The 18,961-nt window shown below is 74.9% G+C and carries 20 protein-coding genes; 12 read left to right on the top strand and 8 right to left on the bottom strand.

Annotation, left to right across the window (positions count from 1 at the left end; genetic code table 11):
- The first annotated feature begins 138 nt into the window (after nucleotides 1–138).
- Complete coding sequence (locus tag ACE3UN_RS06400) at nucleotides 139–1,611, top strand: GSCFA domain-containing protein (protein WP_374674080.1); 1,473 nt, start codon at nucleotides 139–141, stop codon at nucleotides 1,609–1,611.
- 3 nt (nucleotides 1,612–1,614) lie between these two features.
- On the opposite strand, the gene ACE3UN_RS06395 is transcribed toward ACE3UN_RS06400, so the two are convergent.
- Together ACE3UN_RS06395 and ACE3UN_RS06390 are read right to left on the bottom strand one after the other, a co-directional pair.
- A complete protein-coding gene (locus ACE3UN_RS06395) occupies nucleotides 1,615–2,394 on the bottom strand; it encodes a hypothetical protein (protein WP_374674079.1) in 780 nt (259 codons plus the stop codon).
- A 67-nt stretch (nucleotides 2,395–2,461) separates the two neighbouring features.
- Nucleotides 2,462–3,922, bottom strand: coding sequence for a PLP-dependent aminotransferase family protein (locus ACE3UN_RS06390; protein WP_374674078.1), 1,461 nt, complete (start codon nucleotides 3,920–3,922; stop codon nucleotides 2,462–2,464).
- Between the two features lie 117 nt (nucleotides 3,923–4,039).
- Between ACE3UN_RS06390 and ACE3UN_RS06385 the strand changes: the two genes are divergently transcribed.
- The 7 genes from ACE3UN_RS06385 to egtD all read left to right on the top strand — a co-directional run bounded on the left by ACE3UN_RS06385 (nucleotide 4,040) and on the right by egtD (nucleotide 10,940).
- On the top strand, nucleotides 4,040–5,047 hold the full coding sequence (locus ACE3UN_RS06385) for a DMT family transporter (RefSeq protein ID WP_374674077.1): 1,008 nt from the start codon (nucleotides 4,040–4,042) through the stop codon (nucleotides 5,045–5,047).
- Nucleotides 5,044–6,276, top strand: coding sequence for a PLP-dependent aminotransferase family protein (locus ACE3UN_RS06380; protein ID WP_374674076.1), 1,233 nt, complete (start codon nucleotides 5,044–5,046; stop codon nucleotides 6,274–6,276). Before ACE3UN_RS06385 ends, ACE3UN_RS06380 begins: the two co-directional genes overlap by 4 nt.
- On the top strand, nucleotides 6,273–7,118 hold the full coding sequence (locus tag ACE3UN_RS06375) for a PhzF family phenazine biosynthesis protein (RefSeq protein ID WP_374674075.1): 846 nt from the start codon (nucleotides 6,273–6,275) through the stop codon (nucleotides 7,116–7,118). The genes ACE3UN_RS06380 and ACE3UN_RS06375 overlap by 4 nt, the downstream gene beginning before the upstream one ends.
- Nucleotides 7,119–7,222: 104 nt before the next feature.
- Nucleotides 7,223–7,861 carry a superoxide dismutase family protein gene (locus ACE3UN_RS06370; protein ID WP_374674074.1) on the top strand — a complete coding sequence of 213 codons (639 nt, stop codon included), beginning with the start codon at nucleotides 7,223–7,225 and terminating at the stop codon, nucleotides 7,859–7,861.
- A 10-nt stretch (nucleotides 7,862–7,871) separates the two neighbouring features.
- Nucleotides 7,872–8,585: an alanyl-tRNA editing protein gene (locus ACE3UN_RS06365; protein ID WP_374674073.1), complete on the top strand. Its 714-nt coding sequence runs from the start codon at nucleotides 7,872–7,874 to the stop codon at nucleotides 8,583–8,585.
- Nucleotides 8,586–8,649: 64 nt separating this feature from the next.
- Nucleotides 8,650–9,993 carry an ergothioneine biosynthesis protein EgtB gene (gene egtB, locus ACE3UN_RS06360; protein ID WP_374674072.1) on the top strand — a complete coding sequence of 448 codons (1,344 nt, stop codon included), beginning with the start codon at nucleotides 8,650–8,652 and terminating at the stop codon, nucleotides 9,991–9,993.
- Nucleotides 9,990–10,940 (top strand): L-histidine N(alpha)-methyltransferase, encoded by a 951-nt coding sequence (gene egtD / locus ACE3UN_RS06355; protein ID WP_374674071.1) that lies wholly within the window; start codon nucleotides 9,990–9,992, stop codon nucleotides 10,938–10,940. The genes egtB and egtD overlap by 4 nt, the downstream gene beginning before the upstream one ends.
- Here the strand turns inward: egtD and ACE3UN_RS06350 are convergent, their stop codons facing one another.
- A complete protein-coding gene (locus tag ACE3UN_RS06350; protein WP_374674070.1) occupies nucleotides 10,941–11,393 on the bottom strand; it encodes a cytochrome c in 453 nt (150 codons plus the stop codon).
- A 146-nt stretch (nucleotides 11,394–11,539) separates the two neighbouring features.
- Here ACE3UN_RS06350 and ACE3UN_RS06345 point away from each other — a divergent pair, with 146 nt between their 5' ends.
- Nucleotides 11,540–12,274 carry a cytochrome b/b6 domain-containing protein gene (locus tag ACE3UN_RS06345; protein ID WP_374674069.1) on the top strand — a complete coding sequence of 245 codons (735 nt, stop codon included), beginning with the start codon at nucleotides 11,540–11,542 and terminating at the stop codon, nucleotides 12,272–12,274.
- Between the two features lie 57 nt (nucleotides 12,275–12,331).
- A complete protein-coding gene (locus tag ACE3UN_RS06340) occupies nucleotides 12,332–12,823 on the top strand; it encodes a GNAT family N-acetyltransferase (protein ID WP_374674068.1) in 492 nt (163 codons plus the stop codon).
- 85 nt (nucleotides 12,824–12,908) lie between these two features.
- Here ACE3UN_RS06340 and ACE3UN_RS06335 read toward each other — a convergent pair whose 3' ends face one another.
- From ACE3UN_RS06335 to tsaB, 3 genes are read right to left on the bottom strand one after another with little or no spacing between them, the layout of a single operon-like run.
- Nucleotides 12,909–13,736 carry a uracil-DNA glycosylase family protein gene (locus ACE3UN_RS06335; protein ID WP_374674067.1) on the bottom strand — a complete coding sequence of 276 codons (828 nt, stop codon included), beginning with the start codon at nucleotides 13,734–13,736 and terminating at the stop codon, nucleotides 12,909–12,911.
- Nucleotides 13,733–14,182 (bottom strand): ribosomal protein S18-alanine N-acetyltransferase, encoded by a 450-nt coding sequence (gene rimI, locus ACE3UN_RS06330; RefSeq protein WP_374674066.1) that lies wholly within the window; start codon nucleotides 14,180–14,182, stop codon nucleotides 13,733–13,735. The genes ACE3UN_RS06335 and rimI overlap by 4 nt, the downstream gene beginning before the upstream one ends.
- Before the next feature lie 29 nt (nucleotides 14,183–14,211).
- A complete protein-coding gene (tsaB, locus tag ACE3UN_RS06325; protein WP_374674065.1) occupies nucleotides 14,212–14,976 on the bottom strand; it encodes a tRNA (adenosine(37)-N6)-threonylcarbamoyltransferase complex dimerization subunit type 1 TsaB in 765 nt (254 codons plus the stop codon).
- A gap of 32 nt (nucleotides 14,977–15,008) precedes the next feature.
- Here tsaB and ACE3UN_RS06320 point away from each other — a divergent pair, with 32 nt between their 5' ends.
- Both ACE3UN_RS06320 and ACE3UN_RS06315 read left to right on the top strand, forming a co-directional pair.
- Nucleotides 15,009–16,658 carry a D-alanyl-D-alanine carboxypeptidase/D-alanyl-D-alanine-endopeptidase gene (locus ACE3UN_RS06320; RefSeq protein WP_374674064.1) on the top strand — a complete coding sequence of 550 codons (1,650 nt, stop codon included), beginning with the start codon at nucleotides 15,009–15,011 and terminating at the stop codon, nucleotides 16,656–16,658.
- Nucleotides 16,655–16,933 carry a SemiSWEET transporter gene (locus tag ACE3UN_RS06315; protein WP_374674063.1) on the top strand — a complete coding sequence of 93 codons (279 nt, stop codon included), beginning with the start codon at nucleotides 16,655–16,657 and terminating at the stop codon, nucleotides 16,931–16,933. The genes ACE3UN_RS06320 and ACE3UN_RS06315 overlap by 4 nt, the downstream gene beginning before the upstream one ends.
- A 10-nt stretch (nucleotides 16,934–16,943) precedes the next feature.
- Here the strand turns inward: ACE3UN_RS06315 and ACE3UN_RS06310 are convergent, their stop codons facing one another.
- Together ACE3UN_RS06310 and ACE3UN_RS06305 are read right to left on the bottom strand one after the other, a co-directional pair.
- Nucleotides 16,944–17,918: an SGNH/GDSL hydrolase family protein gene (locus ACE3UN_RS06310; protein WP_374674062.1), complete on the bottom strand. Its 975-nt coding sequence runs from the start codon at nucleotides 17,916–17,918 to the stop codon at nucleotides 16,944–16,946.
- 40 nt (nucleotides 17,919–17,958) lie between these two features.
- Nucleotides 17,959–18,957 carry an L-threonylcarbamoyladenylate synthase gene (locus ACE3UN_RS06305; protein ID WP_374674061.1) on the bottom strand — a complete coding sequence of 333 codons (999 nt, stop codon included), beginning with the start codon at nucleotides 18,955–18,957 and terminating at the stop codon, nucleotides 17,959–17,961.
- Nucleotides 18,958–18,961 lie beyond the last annotated feature (4 nt).

The following is an 18,961-nucleotide window of genomic DNA, read 5'->3' as shown; positions in this document are numbered from 1 at the left end:
CCACGCCCCGGGCCGGCCCGTGGCCCGCCCTGCCTTCGCGGTTGCTGGAGTCATCTCGCTCGCTCCCTCGTGTTGTGGTGTCAAACCATCGACTGTATCGGGCCGCGGGCACACCGCACGGCGCGCTATCCTGCGCCGATGGCCATCGAAGTCATCCCCGCCGAGCAGGCCTGGGCCACCTACCGCCGCAACACGCTGGCGCGCTGGCCCACCCGCGAGCAGCCCGATCGCCTGTCCCCGCTGGCCGCGCCGCAGGCGCGCCAGGTCTTCGGCCTGACGGGCAGCGAGCGCGTCTTCTGCATCGGCTCGTGCTTTGCCCGCGAGATCGAGAACGCGCTGGTGGCGCTCGGCTTCGACGTGCTGTCGGTGATGCGCGAATTCCCCCGGTCACCGAACCGCCAGCGGTCGGACCGGGGCATGCTCAACAAGTACAACACGGCGACCATCCTCAACGAGCTGCGCTGGGCCTTCGGCGAGGGCCCCGCCTACCGCCACGAGGACGTGCTGGTGGGGCTGCCGGGCGACACGCTGCTGCAGGACCTGCAGCTGTCCGGCCCCTGGTACGCGGAGGAGCCGGTGCATGCGCACGCCTTCCGCGACGCCTTCAATGCGTTCTTCCGGCGCATCGCCGAGGCCGACGTGGTGGTGCTCACGCTGGGCCTGAGCGAGGTGTGGAAGGACGCCGCCACCGGCCTGTACCTCAACCATGCGCCCACCGAGGCCATGGTCGCCGCCTGGCCTGGCCGGTTCTCGCTGCACGTGTTGGACGCGCAGGAGACGCTGGCGCAGCTCGAGGCCATCGATGCCCTGCTCGGCCGGCACCTGCGCCCGGGCTGGCGCCTGCTGCTCACCGTGTCACCGGTGCCGCTGTGGTCCACCTTCCGCGACCAGGACGTGCTGCTGGCGAACACCTACTCCAAGGCCGTGCTGCGCACCTGCGCCGAGCAGTTCACGGTCGGGCGGCCGCACGTGAGCTACTTCCCCAGCTACGAGTTCGTGACGCTCAGCGAGCCGGCGCTGGTGTGGCGCGAGGACGATTTCCGCCATGTCGACCCTCGCTTCGTGGACCTGATCATGGCCTCGGTGATGGCGCAGTACGGGCTGGGCGGCGGGGCCCCGGCGAAGCTGCTGGCCGACAGCCGCGACCGCGTGCTGCGCCGGGCCCCGGGCGCCGGGCAGGCGGTGGGCTGGCGTGCGAGGTGGCAGCGCTGGCTCTACCGGCTCGGCCGCTGGCGGCGCGACCGCCGCACGGCGCAGGCCGCCCGCCTGGCCGCCCGGCAGGTGCAGGGCCATGTGGAACGCTGGGACGGCCGCTGGCTGACGGGCTGGGCCTTCGACCCGCAATCGGCCCGGCCGGTGCCCGTGCAGCTGTGGCTGGACGGCGAACTGGTGGCCGAGCGGCCGGCCGCGGACGAGCGCGCGGACGTGGCGCAGGCGCACGGGCCGGCGGCCCTGCACAGCGGCTTCCGCCTCGACCTGGACGCCCTGCTGCCCGCCAGCCGGCGCCCCGGCGCCGAACTGGTGGTGCAGGCGGGGCCGCTGCGGCTGAAGACGCTCAGCCTGGGCGAGGCGCCCGTCGGGCCCCTGGACGCCCGACAGGCGGGCGCCTGAGGCTCACAGGCCGCTGACGGAGACCAGCGTCTCCACGCTCACCACGCGGCCGATCCCGGTGTCGTCCGGCTGGTCGATGCGTCGGCGCACGACGCCGTAGTCCTCGGCGTACCAGGTGGACTGGGTGGCCGTGAGGGTCGGCTGGGTGGCGCCGCCGCCGGAGAGCACCAGGCGGCCCTTGGTGACGTTGTCGACCCGCACGCCCTGGACGTGGGGCAGTGCCCCGCCCAGGTCCACGGTCTCGCGCCCGATCACCTGGCTGTAGACCGCCAGGTCGAAACTTTCCCTGCGGCCGTCGCCATCCACGTCGTCGAAGGCCTCGACCAGGCGCTGGTCGAAGTACACGATCTGGTCACCCTGGCGCACCGGGGAGCGCAGCTCGATGGCGTTGGCCAGGTCCACCACGCCGTCACCGTCGATGTCCACCGGCTCCGGCTGCACCACGTTGCCGTTCAGCACGGCCACCTGGACACTCGCCGCGCCGGCGTTCAGCAGGTTGGTGAAGTGCTCGTCCACGCCCAGGGTCGCGGCCGTCTGGGTCACCGTGTTGGTGTAGGGGCTGCCATTGGTGTTGCCGTTGTAGACCCAGGTGGCGCCCGGGGCGAACGGGCGCAGGCTGGTGGCGGCGGCGGCCAGGGTGGGCCCCAGCGCAGGCGGCGTGGGCACCAGGCCGCTGGGCTGCGCGGTGTCGTCCTCGTCGCCGCCGCCGCCGCACGCCACCAGGGCGACGGCAGCCACGATGGCCAGCAGACGGCCGGCACGCAGGAAGGGTGGGGTGGGCATGGGGTGTCCTCGGGGGCTGACTGCCGCCCACTGTAGCCGGCCCGTGGCCCCGCCGGTCCCCTCCCGATCAAGGTCTGGCGGCCCGGCGCGCCGCGTCCAGCGCCTGCCAGAAACGCGCGTCCTGTGAGGTGGCGAAGTTGATGCGCATGAGCGGGCTGGGGCGGCGCGTGGCGTGGAACAGGTGGCCCGGCGCCAGCAGCCAGCCGGCGTCCAGCATCGCCTCGGCCAGCGGCTCGGTGTCGGTGCCCGTGTCCACCCAGCCGAACAGGCCCTGCGGCGGCGTGACGAAGCGGCAGCCGTGCGCCTCGGCCAGGCGCACGCTGCGGTGCCGGGCGGCATCCAGCCGGGCCACCACGCGCTCGGCGTGCCGGCGCAGGCTGCCCTGCTCCAGGCAGTGGGCGATGGCCTGTTCCAGCACCGCGGGCGTGGTGAGCGTGGACAGCAGCTTCACGTCCACCAGCCGCTCCACCAGCGGCGCGGGCGCCGCCACGTAGCCCACCCGCCAGCTGGGCGTGAGGATCTTGGAGAAGCCGCTCACGTACAGGGTGCGCTGCAGGCCGTCCAGCGCCGCCAGGCGCGGCGCATGGGGCGGTGCCAGGTGCGCGTAGGTGTCGTCCTCGACGATGCGGAAGTCGTGCGCCTCGGCCAGCTTCAGCACCTGGTGCGCCTGCCCCGCCGTGAGGCTGTGGCCGGTGGGGTTGTGCAGCACCGACACGGTGACATACAGCCGCGGCCGGTGCTCGCGCGCCAGTGTGGCCATCACCGCCAGGTCCGGCCCGTCGGCGCCGCGCGGCACGGGCAGCAGCCGCATGCCCAGCTGCGTCAGCCGCGCGTACTCCACCGCCCAGCCGGGCTCGTCCACCAGCACCGCATCGCCGGGCGCCAGCAGCGCGCGCGAGACGATGTCCAGCGCATGGGTGGCGCCCGTGGCGGTGACGATCTGCGTGGCCGCGGCCGGCACGCCGATGTCGCGCAGGCGCACCGACAGCGCCTCGCGCAGGCGGCTGTCGCCGGCGGGCTGCCCGTACTGCAGCGCCAGGGCCGCGTCACCGTGCGCCAGCACCCGGCGCAGGGCGCTGGCCAGCAGCGGCAGGTCCAGCCAGTCGGGCGGCAAGGTGCCCAGGCCCGGCGCGGGCCGGCCGCCCACGCCGTGGAACATGCCGCGGATCAGCGCGGTGGCGTCCACCGGCGCCACGCGCGGCGCGGGCCCGCCCTCGGGCACCGGGGACCGCGCGGCGTGGGTCGACGCGGACGCGGCGCCGGCGCGGCCGCCCGCCTCGTCGCGGCCCCGCTCGCGCACGAAGAAGCCGCGCTGCCGCCGCGCCTCCACCAGGCCCTGTGCCAGCAGCTGGTCGTAGGCCGCCACCACGGTGTGCGGGCTGACGCCGTGCCGGCGCGCGCATTCGCGCACCGACGGCAGGCGGGCGCCCGGCGCCAGCAGCCGCTGGCGGATGCGCTCGCCGAACTGGGCGGCGAGTTGTTCGGTCAGCGTGCTGCCGGGGCTGCGGGTGAGGGCGAGGGGGTCCATGGGCGTTCCTGGCGGACGGGCCGGGGGCGTGTGTCGGTGCGGACGCCAGTACAGATCCGTCCCGTGCACCCGCCTTCTGTACCGGCACTGTATTGGTTCGATGCCTAGACTGTCCAGATGCCCACCCCCCCGCGGCCCCTGCCCTCCCTGTCCGTCCGGCGCGCCGCGCCGGCGGCGGACGCGGCGCGCCGCGGGCTGGCCCTGGGCCTGCTGGGCGTGCTGCTGTTCGCCCTCACCTTTCCCATGACGCGCCTGGCGGTGGGGCCGAGCGAGGCGCCGCAGCTGCCACCCGCGTTCGTGACCGGGGGGCGCGCTGCGGGCGCCGGCCTGCTGAGCCTGCTCTGGCTGGCCGCGGCACGGGCGCCGCTGCCACCGCCCCGGCTGTGGGCCTCGCTGGCGCTGAGCGCGGCGGGCACGGTGTTCGGCTTCCCGTTGTGCATCGCGCTGGCCCTGCGCGAGGCGCCCGCCATGCACGCCGCCGTGGTCACCGGGGTGCTGCCGCTGGCCACCGCCGCGCTGGCGGCGTGGGTGCTGCACCAGCGCGCGCGGGCCGGCTTCTGGGTGTGCGCCGCGGCCGGATGCGCGCTGGTCCTCGCCTTCGCGGTGCACGAAGGCGGCGGGCGCCTGAGCACGGCCGACGGCTGGCTGCTGGCCGCCGTGGGCTGCGCGGCGGTGGGCTATGTGTGGGGCGCGCGGCTGTCGGCCGAGATGCCGGCCGAGCACGTCATCTCCTGGGCGCTGGTGGCCTGCCTGCCCATCACCGCCCCCTGGGCCCTGGCCACCTGGCCCGAGGCACCGGCCAGCACGGCGGCCTGGGGCGGCTTCGCTTACGTCACCGTGGTGTCGATGTGGCTGGGCTTCTTCGCCTGGTACCGCGCGCTGGCGCTGGGCGGCACCCTGCGCGTGAGCCAGGTGCAGCTGCTGCAGCCCTTCCTGGCCCTGCTGGCCGCCGTGCCGCTGCTGGGCGAGCCGCTGCGCGCCTCCACCCTCGCCTTCGCCCTGGCGGTGCTGGCCACGGTGGCCATCGGCCGCCGGTTCGCCCGGCCGGCACCGGCCGCCGTGCCGCGCACGCCGCAGCCGCCACAATCACCGATCCCCCATCCCCACGAAGGAGACTCCCCATGACCACCGGCACCACCCCGCCGCAACGTCCATGGACGCTGGCGCAGCGCGCCGCCCGCATGAACCCGTCGATCATCCGCGAGATCCTCAAGGTCACCGAGCAGCCGGGCGTGCTGTCCCTGGCCGGCGGCCTGCCCTCGCCCGACACCTTCCCGGTCGAGGCCATGCGCGAGGCCACCGCCAAGGTGCTGGCCGACACGCCGAAGGAGGCCCTGCAGTACGCCGCCAGCGAGGGCTTCGGCCCGCTGCGCGAGTGGGTGGCGGCGCAGCTCGCGCGCCAGGGGCAGCAGGTGAGCCCGGGGCAGGTGCTCATCACCACAGGCTCGCAGCAGGGCCTGGACCTGATGGGCAAGGTGCTGATCGACGCCGGCGCCCCCGTGGCCGTGGAAACGCCCACCTACCTGGGTGCGCTGCAGGCCTTCGCCCCCTACGAGCCGCTGTTCCACAGCCTGGCCAGCGACAGCGCCGGCCCGCTGCCCGAGGCCATCGAGCGCCTGCCGCACGACGCGCCGGGCACCCGCTTCGCCTACGTGCTGCCCAACTTCCAGAACCCCACCGGCCGCGTGATCCCCGAGGCGCGGCGCCAGGCGGTGGTGGCGGCCGCGCAGCGCGCCCACGTGCCGCTGATCGAGGACAACCCCTACGGCGACCTGTGGTTCGACGAGGCACCGCCCGCCCCGCTGGCTGCGCGCTGGCCCGAGGGCACGGTGTACCTGGGCTCCTTCTCCAAGGTGCTGGCCCCCGGCCTGCGGCTGGGCTACGTGGTGGCGCCGCCCGAGCTCTATCCCAAGCTGCTGCAGGCCAAGCAGGCGGCCGACCTGCACACGCCCGGCTTCAACCAGCGCGTGGTGCACCAGGTCATCCGCGACGGCTTCCTCGACCAGCACGTGCCCACCATCCGTGCCCGCTACAAGGCGCAGCGCGACGCCATGGCCGCGGCCCTGGCCGAGCACCTGCCCGAGGGCAGCGAGTGGGCCGCGCCGCTCGGCGGCATGTTCTTCTGGATCCGCCTGCCGGCCGGCTGCCATGCGATGGCCCTGCTGCCCAAGGCGGTGGCGGCGGGCGTGGCCTACGTGCCGGGCGAGCCCTTCTACGCCCATGCCCCCGACACCCGCACGCTGCGCCTGTCGTTCGTGACGCTGTCCGTGGACGACATCCGCGCCGCCGTGGCCGCGCTGGGCGGCGTGCTGCGCCGCCATCTCAACGAGGAACTGGCCGAGGAAACGCCGTGACCGTGCACCGCAGGTTCTCCCAGCTCGACGTCTTCACCGCCGTGCCGACGCAGGGCAACCCGCTCGCCGTGGTGCACGACGCGGAGGGACTGAGCGACGCGCAGATGGCGGCGTTCGCGTGCTGGACGAACCTGTCGGAGACCACCTTCCTGCTGCCGCCCACGGACGCCACCGCCGACTACCGGGTGCGCATCTTCACCCCGGGCGGCGAGCTGCCCTTCGCCGGCCACCCCACCCTGGGCAGCTGCCGAGCGTGGCTGGACGCGGGCGGCCGGCCGCGCCAAGCGGGCCGCATCGTGCAGCAGTGCGGCGTGGGCTGCGTGACGGTGCGCGCCCAAGGCGACCGGCTCGCCTTCGCCGCACCGCCGCTGACGCGCACGCCGGTGGACGACCGGCTGCTGGCCGAGGTGGTGGACGCGCTGGGTCTGCCCCCTGCCGACCTGCTCGCTGCCTGCTGGCTGGACAACGGTCCGCAGTGGCTGGGCCTGCGGGTGGCGAACGCCACGCGGCTGCGCGCGCTGTCGCCCGACCATGGGCGCCTGAAGACCCTCGCCAAGGTGGGCCTGGTGGCGGCACAGGACGCAGGCGGTGCCGAGGGCACGCAGTTCGAGGTGCGTGGTTTCGCCGCCCCCATCGGCGTGGAGGAAGACCCGGTGACGGGCAGCCTCAACGCCAGCCTGGCCGAATGGCTGATCGGCGAAGGCGTGGCACCGCCGGCCTACGTGGCGGCGCAGGGCACGGCCCTGGGCCGCCACGGCCGGGTGCATGTGCGGCGCGAGGCCGACGGCCTGTGGATCGGCGGCGACGTGGCGGCCTGCATCCGCGGCGAGCTGCGCCTGTAGCCCGTCGCCTTGCCCCCCCCGGCGCGCGAGGGCTTGGCCGGCAAGCGCTTCGCGCCTACAGTCGGCGGCCCGACCCCGTCCATCCGACCGAGAAGGAGACCCTCATGCACACCGCTCGCCTATCCTTGCTGGCCGCCGGCCTGACCCTCGCCCTCGCCGGCTGCGCCGGCCCCGAGGCGCACCGCCACGGCGCCGGCCCGGGCGCGGGGCCCGCCGCCGGCATGCACGGCCACGCCCAGGGTCCCGGCATGGGTGGCGATGGCAAGGGCATGGGCATGGGCATGGGTGCGGGCCGCATGGCCATGGCCAGCCTCGGCCCCACCCAGGGCAACACCGTGCGCGGTCTGGTCGTCTTCCACCAGATGGCGGACGGCCAGGTGATGGTGCATGCACGCGTCAGCGGCCTGAAGCCCAACGGTGAACATGGCTTCCACATCCACGAGAAGGGCGACTGCGCCAGCACCGACGGCACCAGCGCCGGCGGCCACTTCAACCCCGACGGCAAGCCGCACGGCCCGCAGACCGCGGCCCACCATGCGGGCGACATGCCGTCGCTGAAGGCCGACGCCAACGGCATGGCCGACCAGAAGTTCACCCTGTCCGGCGGGCCCAGCGTGGCCGCCGGCGCCGCCAGCGTGGTGGGCCGCTCGGTCATCGTGCATGCCAACCCCGACGACTACGCCACCCAGCCCACCGGCAACGCCGGCGGCCGCCTGGCCTGCGGTGTCATTGCCGGACATTGAGCGTTTTCGCATGCCCACGATCGAGCTCTTCCGCGACGATGCCGACCTGGCCGAGTGCACCGCCACGGTGGTAGGCGTCGGCGACGGCGTGGTGGAGCTGGACCGCACGGTGTTCTACCCGCAAGGCGGCGGGCAGGCGGGCGACGCGGGCGAGCTGCTGACCGCCGCGGGCCGGGTGCTGCGGGTGGCCGACACGCGCAAGGGGCCGGAGGCGGGCCGCATCCTGCACCTGCTGGCCGACCCGGCGGATGCCGCGGCGCTGGCCGTGGGTGACACCGTCACGGCCCGCCTGGACGGGCCGCGCCGCCAGGCGCATCGGCGCTTCCACACCGCCACCCACCTGCTGTGCGCCCTGGTGCCGCACCCGGTGGACGGCTGCTCCATCACCGCTGGCTACGCCCGGCTCGATTTCCACATGACCGAGCCGCTGGACAAGGAGGCGCTCACCGCCGGCCTGGCCCGGCTGGTGGACGCGGCCCACCCGGTGGCCACGCGCTGGATCAGCGACGCCGAGCTGGACGCGCAGCCCCAGCTGGTGCGCAGCATGAGCGTGCAGCCGCCCCGTGGCTCCGGGCGGGTGCGGCTGGTGGAGATCGCCGGCGTGGACCTGCAGCCCTGCGGCGGCACCCATGTGGGCAACACCGCCGACATCGGCCGCGTCGTGGTCACCAAGATCGAGAAGAAGAGCGCGTCCACCCGGCGCGTGGTGCTGGGCTTCGCCTGAGGTCCCCGCAGGCCGCGCCTGCGCGCGCGGGGGTGCCGGAACGCCGATTGCCGGCCGGCGCCCCATGCCCAGCCCTTCCGCTGCCCCGCCCCGGCCCGCCGGCGCACCCGTCGCCCGCGAGGACCTGGCCCGCCGGCTGCGCGCCACGCGGGCCCACACGCTTGCCCTGGCGCGGCCGCTGTCGGCCGAGGACCAGGTGGCGCAGGCCATGCCCGACGCCAGCCCGACCAAGTGGCACCTGGCCCACACGACCTGGTTCTTCGAGGTGGTGGTGCTGCAGCCGCATGCCCCGGGCTACCGCCCGCGTGACGAGCGCCTGGGCCGGCTGTTCAACTCCTACTACGAGAGCCTCGGCCCGCGGCACCCGCGGCCGCAGCGCGGCCTGCTGACACGCCCGCCGCTGGCCGAGGTGCTGGCCTGGCGCGAGGAGGTCGATGCGGCACTCGATGCCCTGGTGGCCGGCTGCGGCGACGCCGCCTGGCCGGAGGTGGCGGCCCTGCTGGAGCTGGGCCTGCAGCACGAGCAGCAGCACCAGGAGCTCATCCTCACCGACATCCTGGCCCTGCTGGCCATGCACCCGCTGGCGCCCGCCTACCGCGCCCCGGCCTCTGCCCCGCCCGCCGCGGCCGACACGGGCGCCGCCGACCCGCGCTGGGGCCCGCCGGGCTGGTGGGACTGCCCCGGCGGCGAGGTGGAGCTGGGCCACGATCCGCGCGAGGGCTTCGGCTTCGACAACGAAAGCCCACGGCACCGTGTGCGCCTCGCCCCCTTCTCGATCGCACGCGGGCTGGTGACGAACCGGCAATGGCAAGCCTTCATCGACGAGGGCGGCTACCGCCAGCCCCGCTGGTGGCTGTCCGACGGCTGGGCCGCCGTGCAGGCCGGCGGCTGGGAGGCGCCGCTGTACTGGCGGCGCGACGAGGGCGGCTGGTGCGCCTTCGGACTGGACGGCCAGCAGCCACTGGTTCCCGACGCGCCGGTGTGCCACCTGAGCTTCTACGAGGCGGCCGCCTACGCGGCCTGGGCCGGCGCGCGGCTGCCCACCGAGTTCGAGTGGGAATCGGCGGCGCGTGCGCTCGGCGTGGCCCCCCCCGGCGACGCGGCCCTCGCACCGGCGGTGCTGCGCCCCCCCGTGCGCCGCAGCGAGGCCGATCTGCAGTGCTTCGGCGCCGTGTGGCAATGGACACGCTCCAGCTACGACCCCTACCCCGGCTTCCGGCCCTGGGCCGGCACGGTGGAGGAATACAACGGCAAGTTCATGGTCGGGCAGCTGGTGCTGCGCGGCAGCAGCGTCGCCACCCCGCCCGGTCACGCGCGGGTGAGCTACCGCAACTTCTTCCCGCCCGGGGCACGCTGGCAGTTCAGCGGCCTGCGCCTGGCGCGCGACCTGGAGGCACCCGGCGCATGAAACCGGCACCCGACACCTGCGCCGGCGGCTTCGCGCACGATCTGCAGCGCGCGCTGGCCGAACGCCCGCACACCATCTCGCCCAAGTGGTTCTACGACGCCGAGGGCTCGCGCCTGTTCGACACCATCTGCGAGCTGCCCGAGTACTACCCCACGCGCACCGAGACGGCCCTGCTGGCCCGCCACGCCCCGGAGATGGCCGAGGCCATCGGCCCGGACGCCGAGCTGGTGGAGTTCGGCGCCGGCAGCCTGCAGAAGGTGCGGCTGCTGCTGCCCGCGCTGCGGCAGCCGGCGGGCTTCCTGCCGGTGGACATCTCGGCGGACCACCTGCAGCACAGCGCCGCGGCCCTGCGTGCGGCGCACCCCGGGCTGTCCGTCACCCCCGTGGGGGGCGACTTCACCACCGAGCTGCAGCTGCCCCCGGCACGCGGCCGGCGCGTGGGCTTCTTCCCGGGCAGCTCGATCGGCAATTTCGAACCCGAGCACGCACGCGCCCTGCTGGCGCGCTGGGCGGCGTGGCTGGACGGCGGCCTGCTGATCGGCGTGGACCTGGTCAAGGACCCGGCCGTGCTGCACGCCGCCTACAACGACCGGCGCGGCGTGACGGCGGCCTTCAATCGCCACCTGCTGGCGCGCGCCAACACCGAGCTGGGGGCCGACTTCGTGCTGGACGACTGGGCGCACTGCGCCTTCTACCAGCCCGCGCAGCAGCGCGTGGAGATGCACCTGGTGGCGCGGCGCGATCAGGTGGTGCAGCTGTGCGGGCAGCGCTTCAGCCTGGAGGAAGGCGAGAGCCTGCACACGGAGAATTCGTGCAAGTACACCGTGGCGGGCTTCCAGCGCCTGGCCCGGGCCGCCGGCTGGCGGCCCGAGGCGGTGTGGCTGGACGCGCGCCGGTGGTTCGCGGTGCACTGGCTGGTGCCCGCGCCGCCCGGCGGGCCCGGCTGATCAGTCCTTGCGGTAGTTGTCGTGGCAGGCCTTGCAGCTCTTGCCCACGTCACCCACGGCGGCCTTGATCTGGTCGAGGTTGCCCGTGCCGGCCGCCGCCTGCAGCCGGCCCACGGCCTCCTGCATGGTGGTGGCGCCCTGGCGGAACTTGTCCGGCTCGCTCCAGATCTCGGCCTTCGCCTTGGTCTGGCCGCTGTCGGTGCCGGCCGGGAAGGCGGCGAACGGCAGGCGCGACATGGTCGCCACGATGTCGGCGTTGGCCTTGGCCGCCGCGGCGTCGAACGGGGCCTTGCCCTGCGCCATGGCGGCGATGCGGCCGAAGTGGCTGGCCATCACGGTGAAGGCGGACTGGCGGTACTTGATCGCGTCCTCGGGTTTCTGGAACTGGGCGGCGGCGGGCAGCGCGGTGGCCAGGCCGGCAGCGGCCAGCAGCGCCAGGGCAGATCGGTTCATCGGCAGGACTCCTGAAGTGGGCCGCGCTCGGCGGCGGTGGCAAGGCATGCCGGCGGTATACGCGCCGCCGGCGGCCGCTATTCCACACCGGGCCGCGGCGGTGCACCCCCTGGATTCCGCAAGCCCCTCGGGGTATGGTCTCGCGCATGCCCGCCGATGTCCCCCCGCCCGTCCTGCCCATCCCGCCCGGCGCCCCCGAGCCGGTGTCGCCGCCGCTGCAGCCGGTGCGCATCTGGGATCTGCCCACGCGCCTGTTCCACGCCCTGCTGGCCATGGCCGTGGTGGCGCTGGTGGTCACCGGCAACGTGGGGGGCGATGCCCTGGCCTGGCACATGGGCCTGGGCTGCGCGGTGGGTGCGCTGCTGGCGTTCCGGCTGGTGTGGGGGCTGGTGGGCGGGCGCTGGTCGCGCTTCTCGCACATCCTGTGGGCGCCCACGGCCACCTGGCGCTACCTGCGCGGCCGGCCTGCGGCGGGCGAGCGGTTCGACATCGGCCACAGCCCGCTGGGCAGCCTGTCGGTGCTGGCCATGCTGCTCGCGCTGGCGGCCCAGGTGGCCACCGGCCTGGTGGCCGACGACGAGATCTTCACCACCGGCCCGCTGTACCGTTTCGTGAGCGGCGCCACGTCGTCGCTGGCCACCTCGTGGCACACCGGATGGGGCAAGGCGGTGGTGATCGCGCTGGTGGTGCTGCACCTGGGCGCCATCGCGTGGTACCGGCTGGGCCGGCGCCAGAACCTCGTCGGACCGATGCTGCATGGCGACAAGCCGCTGCCGCCGGGCACGCCGGCCAGCCAGGACGGCGTCGCACAGCGCGGACTGGCCCTTGTGCTCGCCGCGGCATGCGCAGCGGGCGCCTGGGCGGTGTGGCGCCTGGGCTGAGCGCGCGGTTTGGCTAGACTGTCGACCCCGCCACCACGCGCGTGCCCTGCCCCCACCATGGGCCTTCCCCCCGAGATACGCCTGCTGCCGGCCGACACGCCCGAGGCGCTGGACGCTGCCCGGCAGATCTTCCGCGAGTACGCCGACGCGCTGGGCATCGACCTGTGCTTCCAGGGCTTCGAGCAGGAACTGGCGGCCCTGCCCGGCGACTACGCTGCGCCCGGTGGTGCGCTGCTGCTGGCCTGGGTGGACGGCGAGCTGGCGGGCTGCGGCGCGGTGCGGCCACTGGCGGATTCCGACTACGCCAATGCCTGCGAGATGAAGCGGCTGTACGTGCGCCGCGCCTTCCGCCGCTTCGGCCTGGGCCGGCAGATCGCGCAGGCGCTGATGGACACCGCGGTGCAGCTGGGCTACTCGGTCATGCTGCTCGACACCCTGGACGACATGGAGGCCGCGCGCGAGCTCTACGCCACGCTGGGCTTCGAGGAAGTTCCGCCGTACTACTACAACCCCATCCCCGGGGCGCACTACCTCAAGGCAGAGTTGTAGGCGCACCCGTCGCCGGTGTACCGGCGCCACCCTCCGAGAGGCTGCGCGGCCGGCTGGGGACGGCTCGGCGCTCGGCCGCAGCGGATCACTCCAGCAGGCTGGCCGCGAGACAGAGGTCTTCCCAGGCCTTGGCCTTGTCCTGCGGCTGGCGCAGCAGGTAGGCGGGGTGGTAGGTGACGACCAGCGGCACGCCCTGGTAGTGGTGCACCCGCCCGCGCAGGCGGCCGATGGGCTCGTCCGAGCGCAGCAGCGCCTGCACCGCGAAGCGGCCCATGGCCAGCAGGATGCGCGGCTGCACGAGCGCGATCTGCCGCTGCAGGAAGGGCTCGCAGCGGGCCAGCTCCTCGGCTTCCGGGTTGCGGTTGCGCGGCGGCCGGCACTTCAGGGTGTTGGCGATGTACACCTGCCGCTCGGGCGGCGCCTCGCCCCGGCTGAGGCCGACGGCGTGCAGCATGGCGTCGAGCAGCTGGCCGGCGGCGCCCACGAAGGGCTCGCCCTGCAGGTCCTCCTGCTCGCCCGGCGCCTCGCCCACGATCATCCATGGCGCCTGGGGGTGCCCGACGCCGAACACCGTCTGGGTGCGGGTGCCGGCCAGCGTGCAGGCCTGGCAGGCCGCCACCGCGGCGCGCAGGTCGTCCCACCCGAGGGCGGCCACCGGGTCGTCGGGGGACGGCCGAACGGCCGCGGACGGCGGCGCGGCTGCCGCCGCCGTGGCGACGGGCACCGGCGCGCGTGCCGGCCCGGGGGCCGGCCGGGGGGCCGGGGCCGGGGCCGGGGCCGGGGCGGTGCCGACGCCGGCGTCGGGCAACGCGTCGGCCCTGTCGGAGGCCGCCTCGCTCACGTGGGCGGGCGGCTGCCACAGCGGCACGCCCATCACGCGCAGCATGGCGCGCTGGCGATCGGTCCAGCTCATGCGCGCGCCTCCGCACCGTCCAGCGTCCAGCGCATCACCACGGCGTCCTCGCGCCGGCCCTCGCCGGCAGGGTAGTAGCCCTTGCGGCGGCCCACCGACGCGAAGCCCCAGCGCTCGTAGAGGGTGCGCGCGCGGGTGTTGCTCTCGCGCACCTCCAGCCAGACCGTCGCCGCGCCGGCGGCGCGCGCCGCCTGGCCGAGCTCGGCCAGCAGCGCGCGCGCATGGCCCTGCCCCTGGGAGGGCGGCGCCACGGTCAGGTTGAGCAGGTGCATCTCCTCCACGCCGGCCATGGCCACGCTGTAGCCCAACAGGCCGTCGCGGTCGTCCACCCGCAGCTGCGCCCGGTAGCCCGCCGCCAGCGAATCGACGAAGTGGCCACGCGTCCAGGGGAACGGGTAGGCCTGCAGCTCGACCGCCATCACCCGGTCCAGGTCGCTCACCTGCATCGGGCGGAAGTGGGGGCCGGCCGGGCGGCTCACCGCCCGCTCCCCGGCGCCGGCGCCGGCGCCGCGGCGGCCGCGCGCGCGGCCGCCCGCGCGGCCCGGGGCAGCGCCACCCAGTCGCGCCCGGACACCCGCCGCGCGTCGCGCGCGGCACAGCGGCGGCCGGCCGAGGCGGCGGCCAGCGCCAGGCGCAGCAGCGCCCCCGCGCGGTCGGCCGCGCGCGGCCAGCGGCGGGCCGCGCCGAAGGGCAGGCGGTCCGCGAAGGCCTCCACACCGCTGCCGGCCACCTGCGCGGGCGGGGCCAGCTGCCACCAGGCGGCCAGGGTGGGCAGGTCCACCAGGGCCGGCGGACGCAGCACCGCCCAGGCCCGGCCGTCGTGCCGGTAGTGCGCCACGTAGGCCTCGTCCATGCGCGCGTCCATCGCCACCCAGGTGTCGAACACCGGCGGCGCCAGCGCGTCGGACGCCTCGGCGCCCAGCGCCTGGGCGCGCGCGTCCTCGGCCACGATGAGCAGGCTGTCCACGGGCACCACGGGGCAGCCGATGCCAAACGCCAGCCCCTGCGCCACGGCCACCGCCGTGCGCAGGCCGGTGAAGGCGCCCGGCCCCTGGCCGAAGGCGACGGCGTCCAGGTCGGCCGGCGCGAGGCCGCGCTCGGCCAGCAGCTCCAGCGCCACCGGCACGAGCCGCTCGGAGGTCAGCGGCCCGCCGTCGGCATTGACCGCGCGGCGGGCGTCGCCGTCGGCCAGGCCGACCGCCATCGCTTCGGTGGCGGTGTCCAGGGCGAGCAGCTTCATTGCAGGAAGTGTAGCCGTGCGAACATGCCGCCATGCCCTGCACCCGCTCGTCCACGCCGCCCCGTGCGCACCGGCCTGCCTACCGCCGGGCGCTCGCGGTGGCGCTGGGTCTGGCCGCGGTGCTCGGCGTGGCGCCGGCCCATGCCGCGCCCCCTGAGGCCCCCGCGCGCGAGGCCGGCGCTGCCGTCCTGCCGGCGGAGGTGCTGGGCGCGCTGCAGGCGGCCAAAGTGCCCGCCAGTGCGCTCGCCGTCGTGGTGCAGGAGGCGGGCGGAGGCGAACGCCTGGGCTGGCAACCGGCCCAGCCCATGAACCCGGCGTCGCTGTTCAAGCTGCTGACCACGTACGCGGCGCTGGACCGGCTGGGGCCGGCGTGGTCCTGGTCCACGCCGGTGTGGGCCACCGGGCCGCTGAAGGACGGGGTGCTCGACGGCTCGGTCCACATCGAAGGCCGGGGCGACCCGAAGCTGGTGCTGGAACGCGTGTGGCTGCTGCTGCGCCGGCTACAACAGGAGGGTGTGCGCGAGATCCGCGGCGACCTCGTGCTGGACCACGGTTTCTTCGCCGTGCCCGGCCGCCACCCGGGCGAGTTCGACAACGAGCCGCTGCGCCCGCAGAACGTGCAGCCGGACGCCCTGCTCATCAACCAGAAAGTGGTGGAGTACCGGTTCCTGCCCGAGCCCGCCTCGTTGCACGCCCGCGTGGTGGCCGACCCCGCCCTGGCCGGCATGCCCGACGAGGACACGGTGCCGCTGGCACTGGGCGACTGCGGCGACTGGCGGGGCGCCCTGCAGCCGGCCGCCGAACCGCCCGGCGCGCTGCGCTTCGCCGGCCGCCTGCCGGCCGCCTGCGGCCCGCGCACCTGGCGCATCGCCGTGCCGGACGCGGCGGGTTATGGCGCGCGGCTGGTGGCCCGGCTGTGGCGCGACCTGGGCGGCCGCGTCGGCGGCGCGGTGCGTGACGGCAGCGTGCCGCCCGGTGCCCGCCTGCTCTTCGAATGGCCGTCGCCGCCGCTCGCCGAGGTGGTGCGTGACATCAACAAGTTCAGCAACAACGTGATGGCCGAGCAGCTCTTCCTGAGCCTGGCCGCGCCCGAGGCGGCCGCGTCGGCGGTGCCCGGGGCCGCCCCGGGAGCGCCGGGCATGTCGTCCGGTGCTGCTTCGGGGCCTGGCCCGGCCGCGCCGCCGGTGTATGTGCGCCCGCCGCCCGTGACGCAGGCCGCCGCGCGCGGCGCCCTCCTCAGCTGGCTCACCGAGCGTCTGGGCGACGACATGGCGGCCCAGGTGGTGCCCGACAACGGGTCGGGCCTGTCCCGCGACGCGCGGGTGAGCGCCGCGGCGCTGGCGCGCCTGCTGCAGCATGCGTGGGCCAGTGGGGTGATGCCCGAAATGCTGGCCTCGCTGCCCGTGAGCGGCACCGACGGCACACTGCGCCGTTTCGCGGCCGCGCCTGGCCGCGCGCATCTCAAGACCGGGTCACTGCGCGATGTGGCGGGCGTGGCCGGCTACGTGCTGGCCGACGACGGCCGCCGCTACATCGTGGTGGCCCTGATCAACCACCCCCAGGCCGGCACGGCCCGACCGGCGCTGGATGCGGTGGTGCGCTGGGCCGGCAGCGCCGGCGCGCCCACGCCCGCCATCACGGCGTGCTGCGCACGCCGCCTGCCTCGACCCGCTGCACCATGACGTCCGACACCTTGCTGCCGCTGCTGGGCTATGCCGCGGCCACGCTGACCACCGTGGCCTTCGTGCCCCAGGCCTGGCTCACGCTGCGCACGCGCGACGTGCGCGGCATCTCCGCCCTCACCTACAGCCTGTTCACCGCGGGCGTGGCCTGCTGGCTCGGCTACGGCCTGTACCTCGGCGACTGGGCCATGATCGCGGCCAACTCCGTCACCCTGCCGCTGGCCGCCAGCATCCTGGCGGTGAAGCTGCGGGCCAGGGGCCGATCGGCGGGCTGACCAGCCCGCGTCAGAACGGGTTGCTGGTGGCGCGGCGGATGGCCTGGGATCCGAGCTGGCTGTGCATGGAAAGGGCCGGCCGGTAGGCATCGGCCCACAAGTAGTTCGATCCAGTCGCCGCCGTGCCGCTCCGCTCGACGAGCGTCGCGTTGCTGCAGTCGGGCAGGGGCGCCGACTCGAGGCACACCGCGTTGTCGACATCCACCAAGCTGTACACGCCCGGTACGCGGTGCATGGCGCGCATCAGATCGTCGAGCATCAGCAGGCCCAACTTGCTGCCATCGTTGACCAGCTCCAGGCGCATGGCCGTGTTGAACTCGCTGCTGAGCCTCGTCAACAGGCGTGAGCGTGCATTCCCGAACTCGATGTCTTCGCTCCTTGCAAAGGGCGTGAGGCCCATGTCGGGCACCGTACTCACCAGCACGCGTGCGCCGGCCGCGGCCAGCTCATTGACCTGATGTGCGACGCGCACGCCGGCGGCCTTGATGCGACCGACGAGCACCTCTTCGCTTTCCGTGGGAAAGGCGTCGTAGGCCTCCAGGACGTCGTTCATACCGACCAGGACGGTCGCCAGGTCATTCGGTCGGATGCTGTCGCCCGTTGAGAACGCACGCACCTGGTCCGCCAGACCATCGGAGTTGGCGCCAACGCGGGCCAACATCTTGGCCTGCGGATTTCCGATCGCATCGGGATTGCACTCCGCGAAGACGAAGTCGTAGTGTCCCGCCAAGTTCTGCACCCAGATCGGACTGTTGTCGCACTTGTAGATGCCGTTGTCGTCCACCGTATTGGTCGTGTACTTGCGGCCATCCGGGGTGATCACGCTCAGCTCATCGCCGAAGACCAGCAAACGCTCGGGGACGAATTCATCCACCTGGCTGCTGCCTCCGCCGCAGCCGGCGAGCAGGCCCAGGCCCATGGCAGCGGCCACCGCCAGACGGGCCGGCCGGAAGAACAGGGGGAAGGCGAGGCGAAGAAGGCTCATGGTGGGGGAACGGTGGCGAAGGGCGCGCCCGGGTGGGACATCAGGCGGCAGCCGCGGCGCGTTGAAGGCGGTCCCGCACGCCATCCCAGGCGGTGTCGGGGGGAGGGGTTTCGATCCAGATCAGCGGCGTGCCGCAGGCGTCGAGCTCCCGCAGCGTGCCGAACAGGGCGCGCGCCGCGGACTCGGCATCGGGCGGCATCTGGCGGGCAGGAATGCCCGCAGGCAGCGCACCCAGTGTGCGGGAATATACCGCCACCGGTGCAGTGCCCCCTGTGGCCACCGGGCCGAGCACGGACAAGGCCGCCCGCAGGGCCCCCGCATCCATCAGCCGCACCTTGGCGCGCGGCGCGTAGTGGGCCTCGAGCGTGCCAGCCGCCCGCGGCGCATCGCGGTCGCGCGCGGCCAGCGGCTCACCGCCCAGCGCGGCCTCGATGCGCTCGCGCGTGAGGGTGCCGGGACGCAGCAGCACGGCCCGGTCGCGCGTGCAGTCGACGATGGCCGACTCGATGCCCACCGGGCAGGCGCCCCCATCCAACACCCAAAGCTCGGGCGGGAACTCGCCCTGCACATGCGCCGCCGTCGTCGGGCTGACGCGGCCGAAGCGGTTGGCGCTCGGGCCGGCCACCCCCGGCACCCCCAGCGCAGCGGCCTGCTGCAGCAGTGCATGCGCCACGGGGTGCGCCGGGCAGCGCAGGCCGATGGAGTCCTGGCCGCCGGCGGCGGCATCGGCCCGGCCCGGCGCACGGGGCACGATGACCGTCAGCGGCCCGGGCCAGAAGGCCTCGGCCAGGCGCTGGGCGCGCTCGGGCCAGCGGGCGGCGAACTGCCGCGCGGCAGCCACGTCGGGCACGTGCACGATGAGCGGGTGGTCGGCCGGCCGGCCCTTGGCGGCAAAGATCTTCGCCACCGCGGCGTCGTCGTCCGCCCGGGCGCCCAGGCCGTAGACGGTCTCGGTGGGAAAGGCCACCAGCTCGCCGGCCGCCAGGTGGGCGGCCGCCCGCTGCCGCGCGGCGTCGTCATGGCCGTCGAGCAGCGGCATCGCG

Source organism: Ideonella sp., assembly GCF_041918995.1.
GTDB lineage: Bacteria > Pseudomonadota > Gammaproteobacteria > Burkholderiales > Burkholderiaceae_C > Ideonella.
This window is presented reverse-complemented; position numbering and strand designations above follow the sequence as displayed.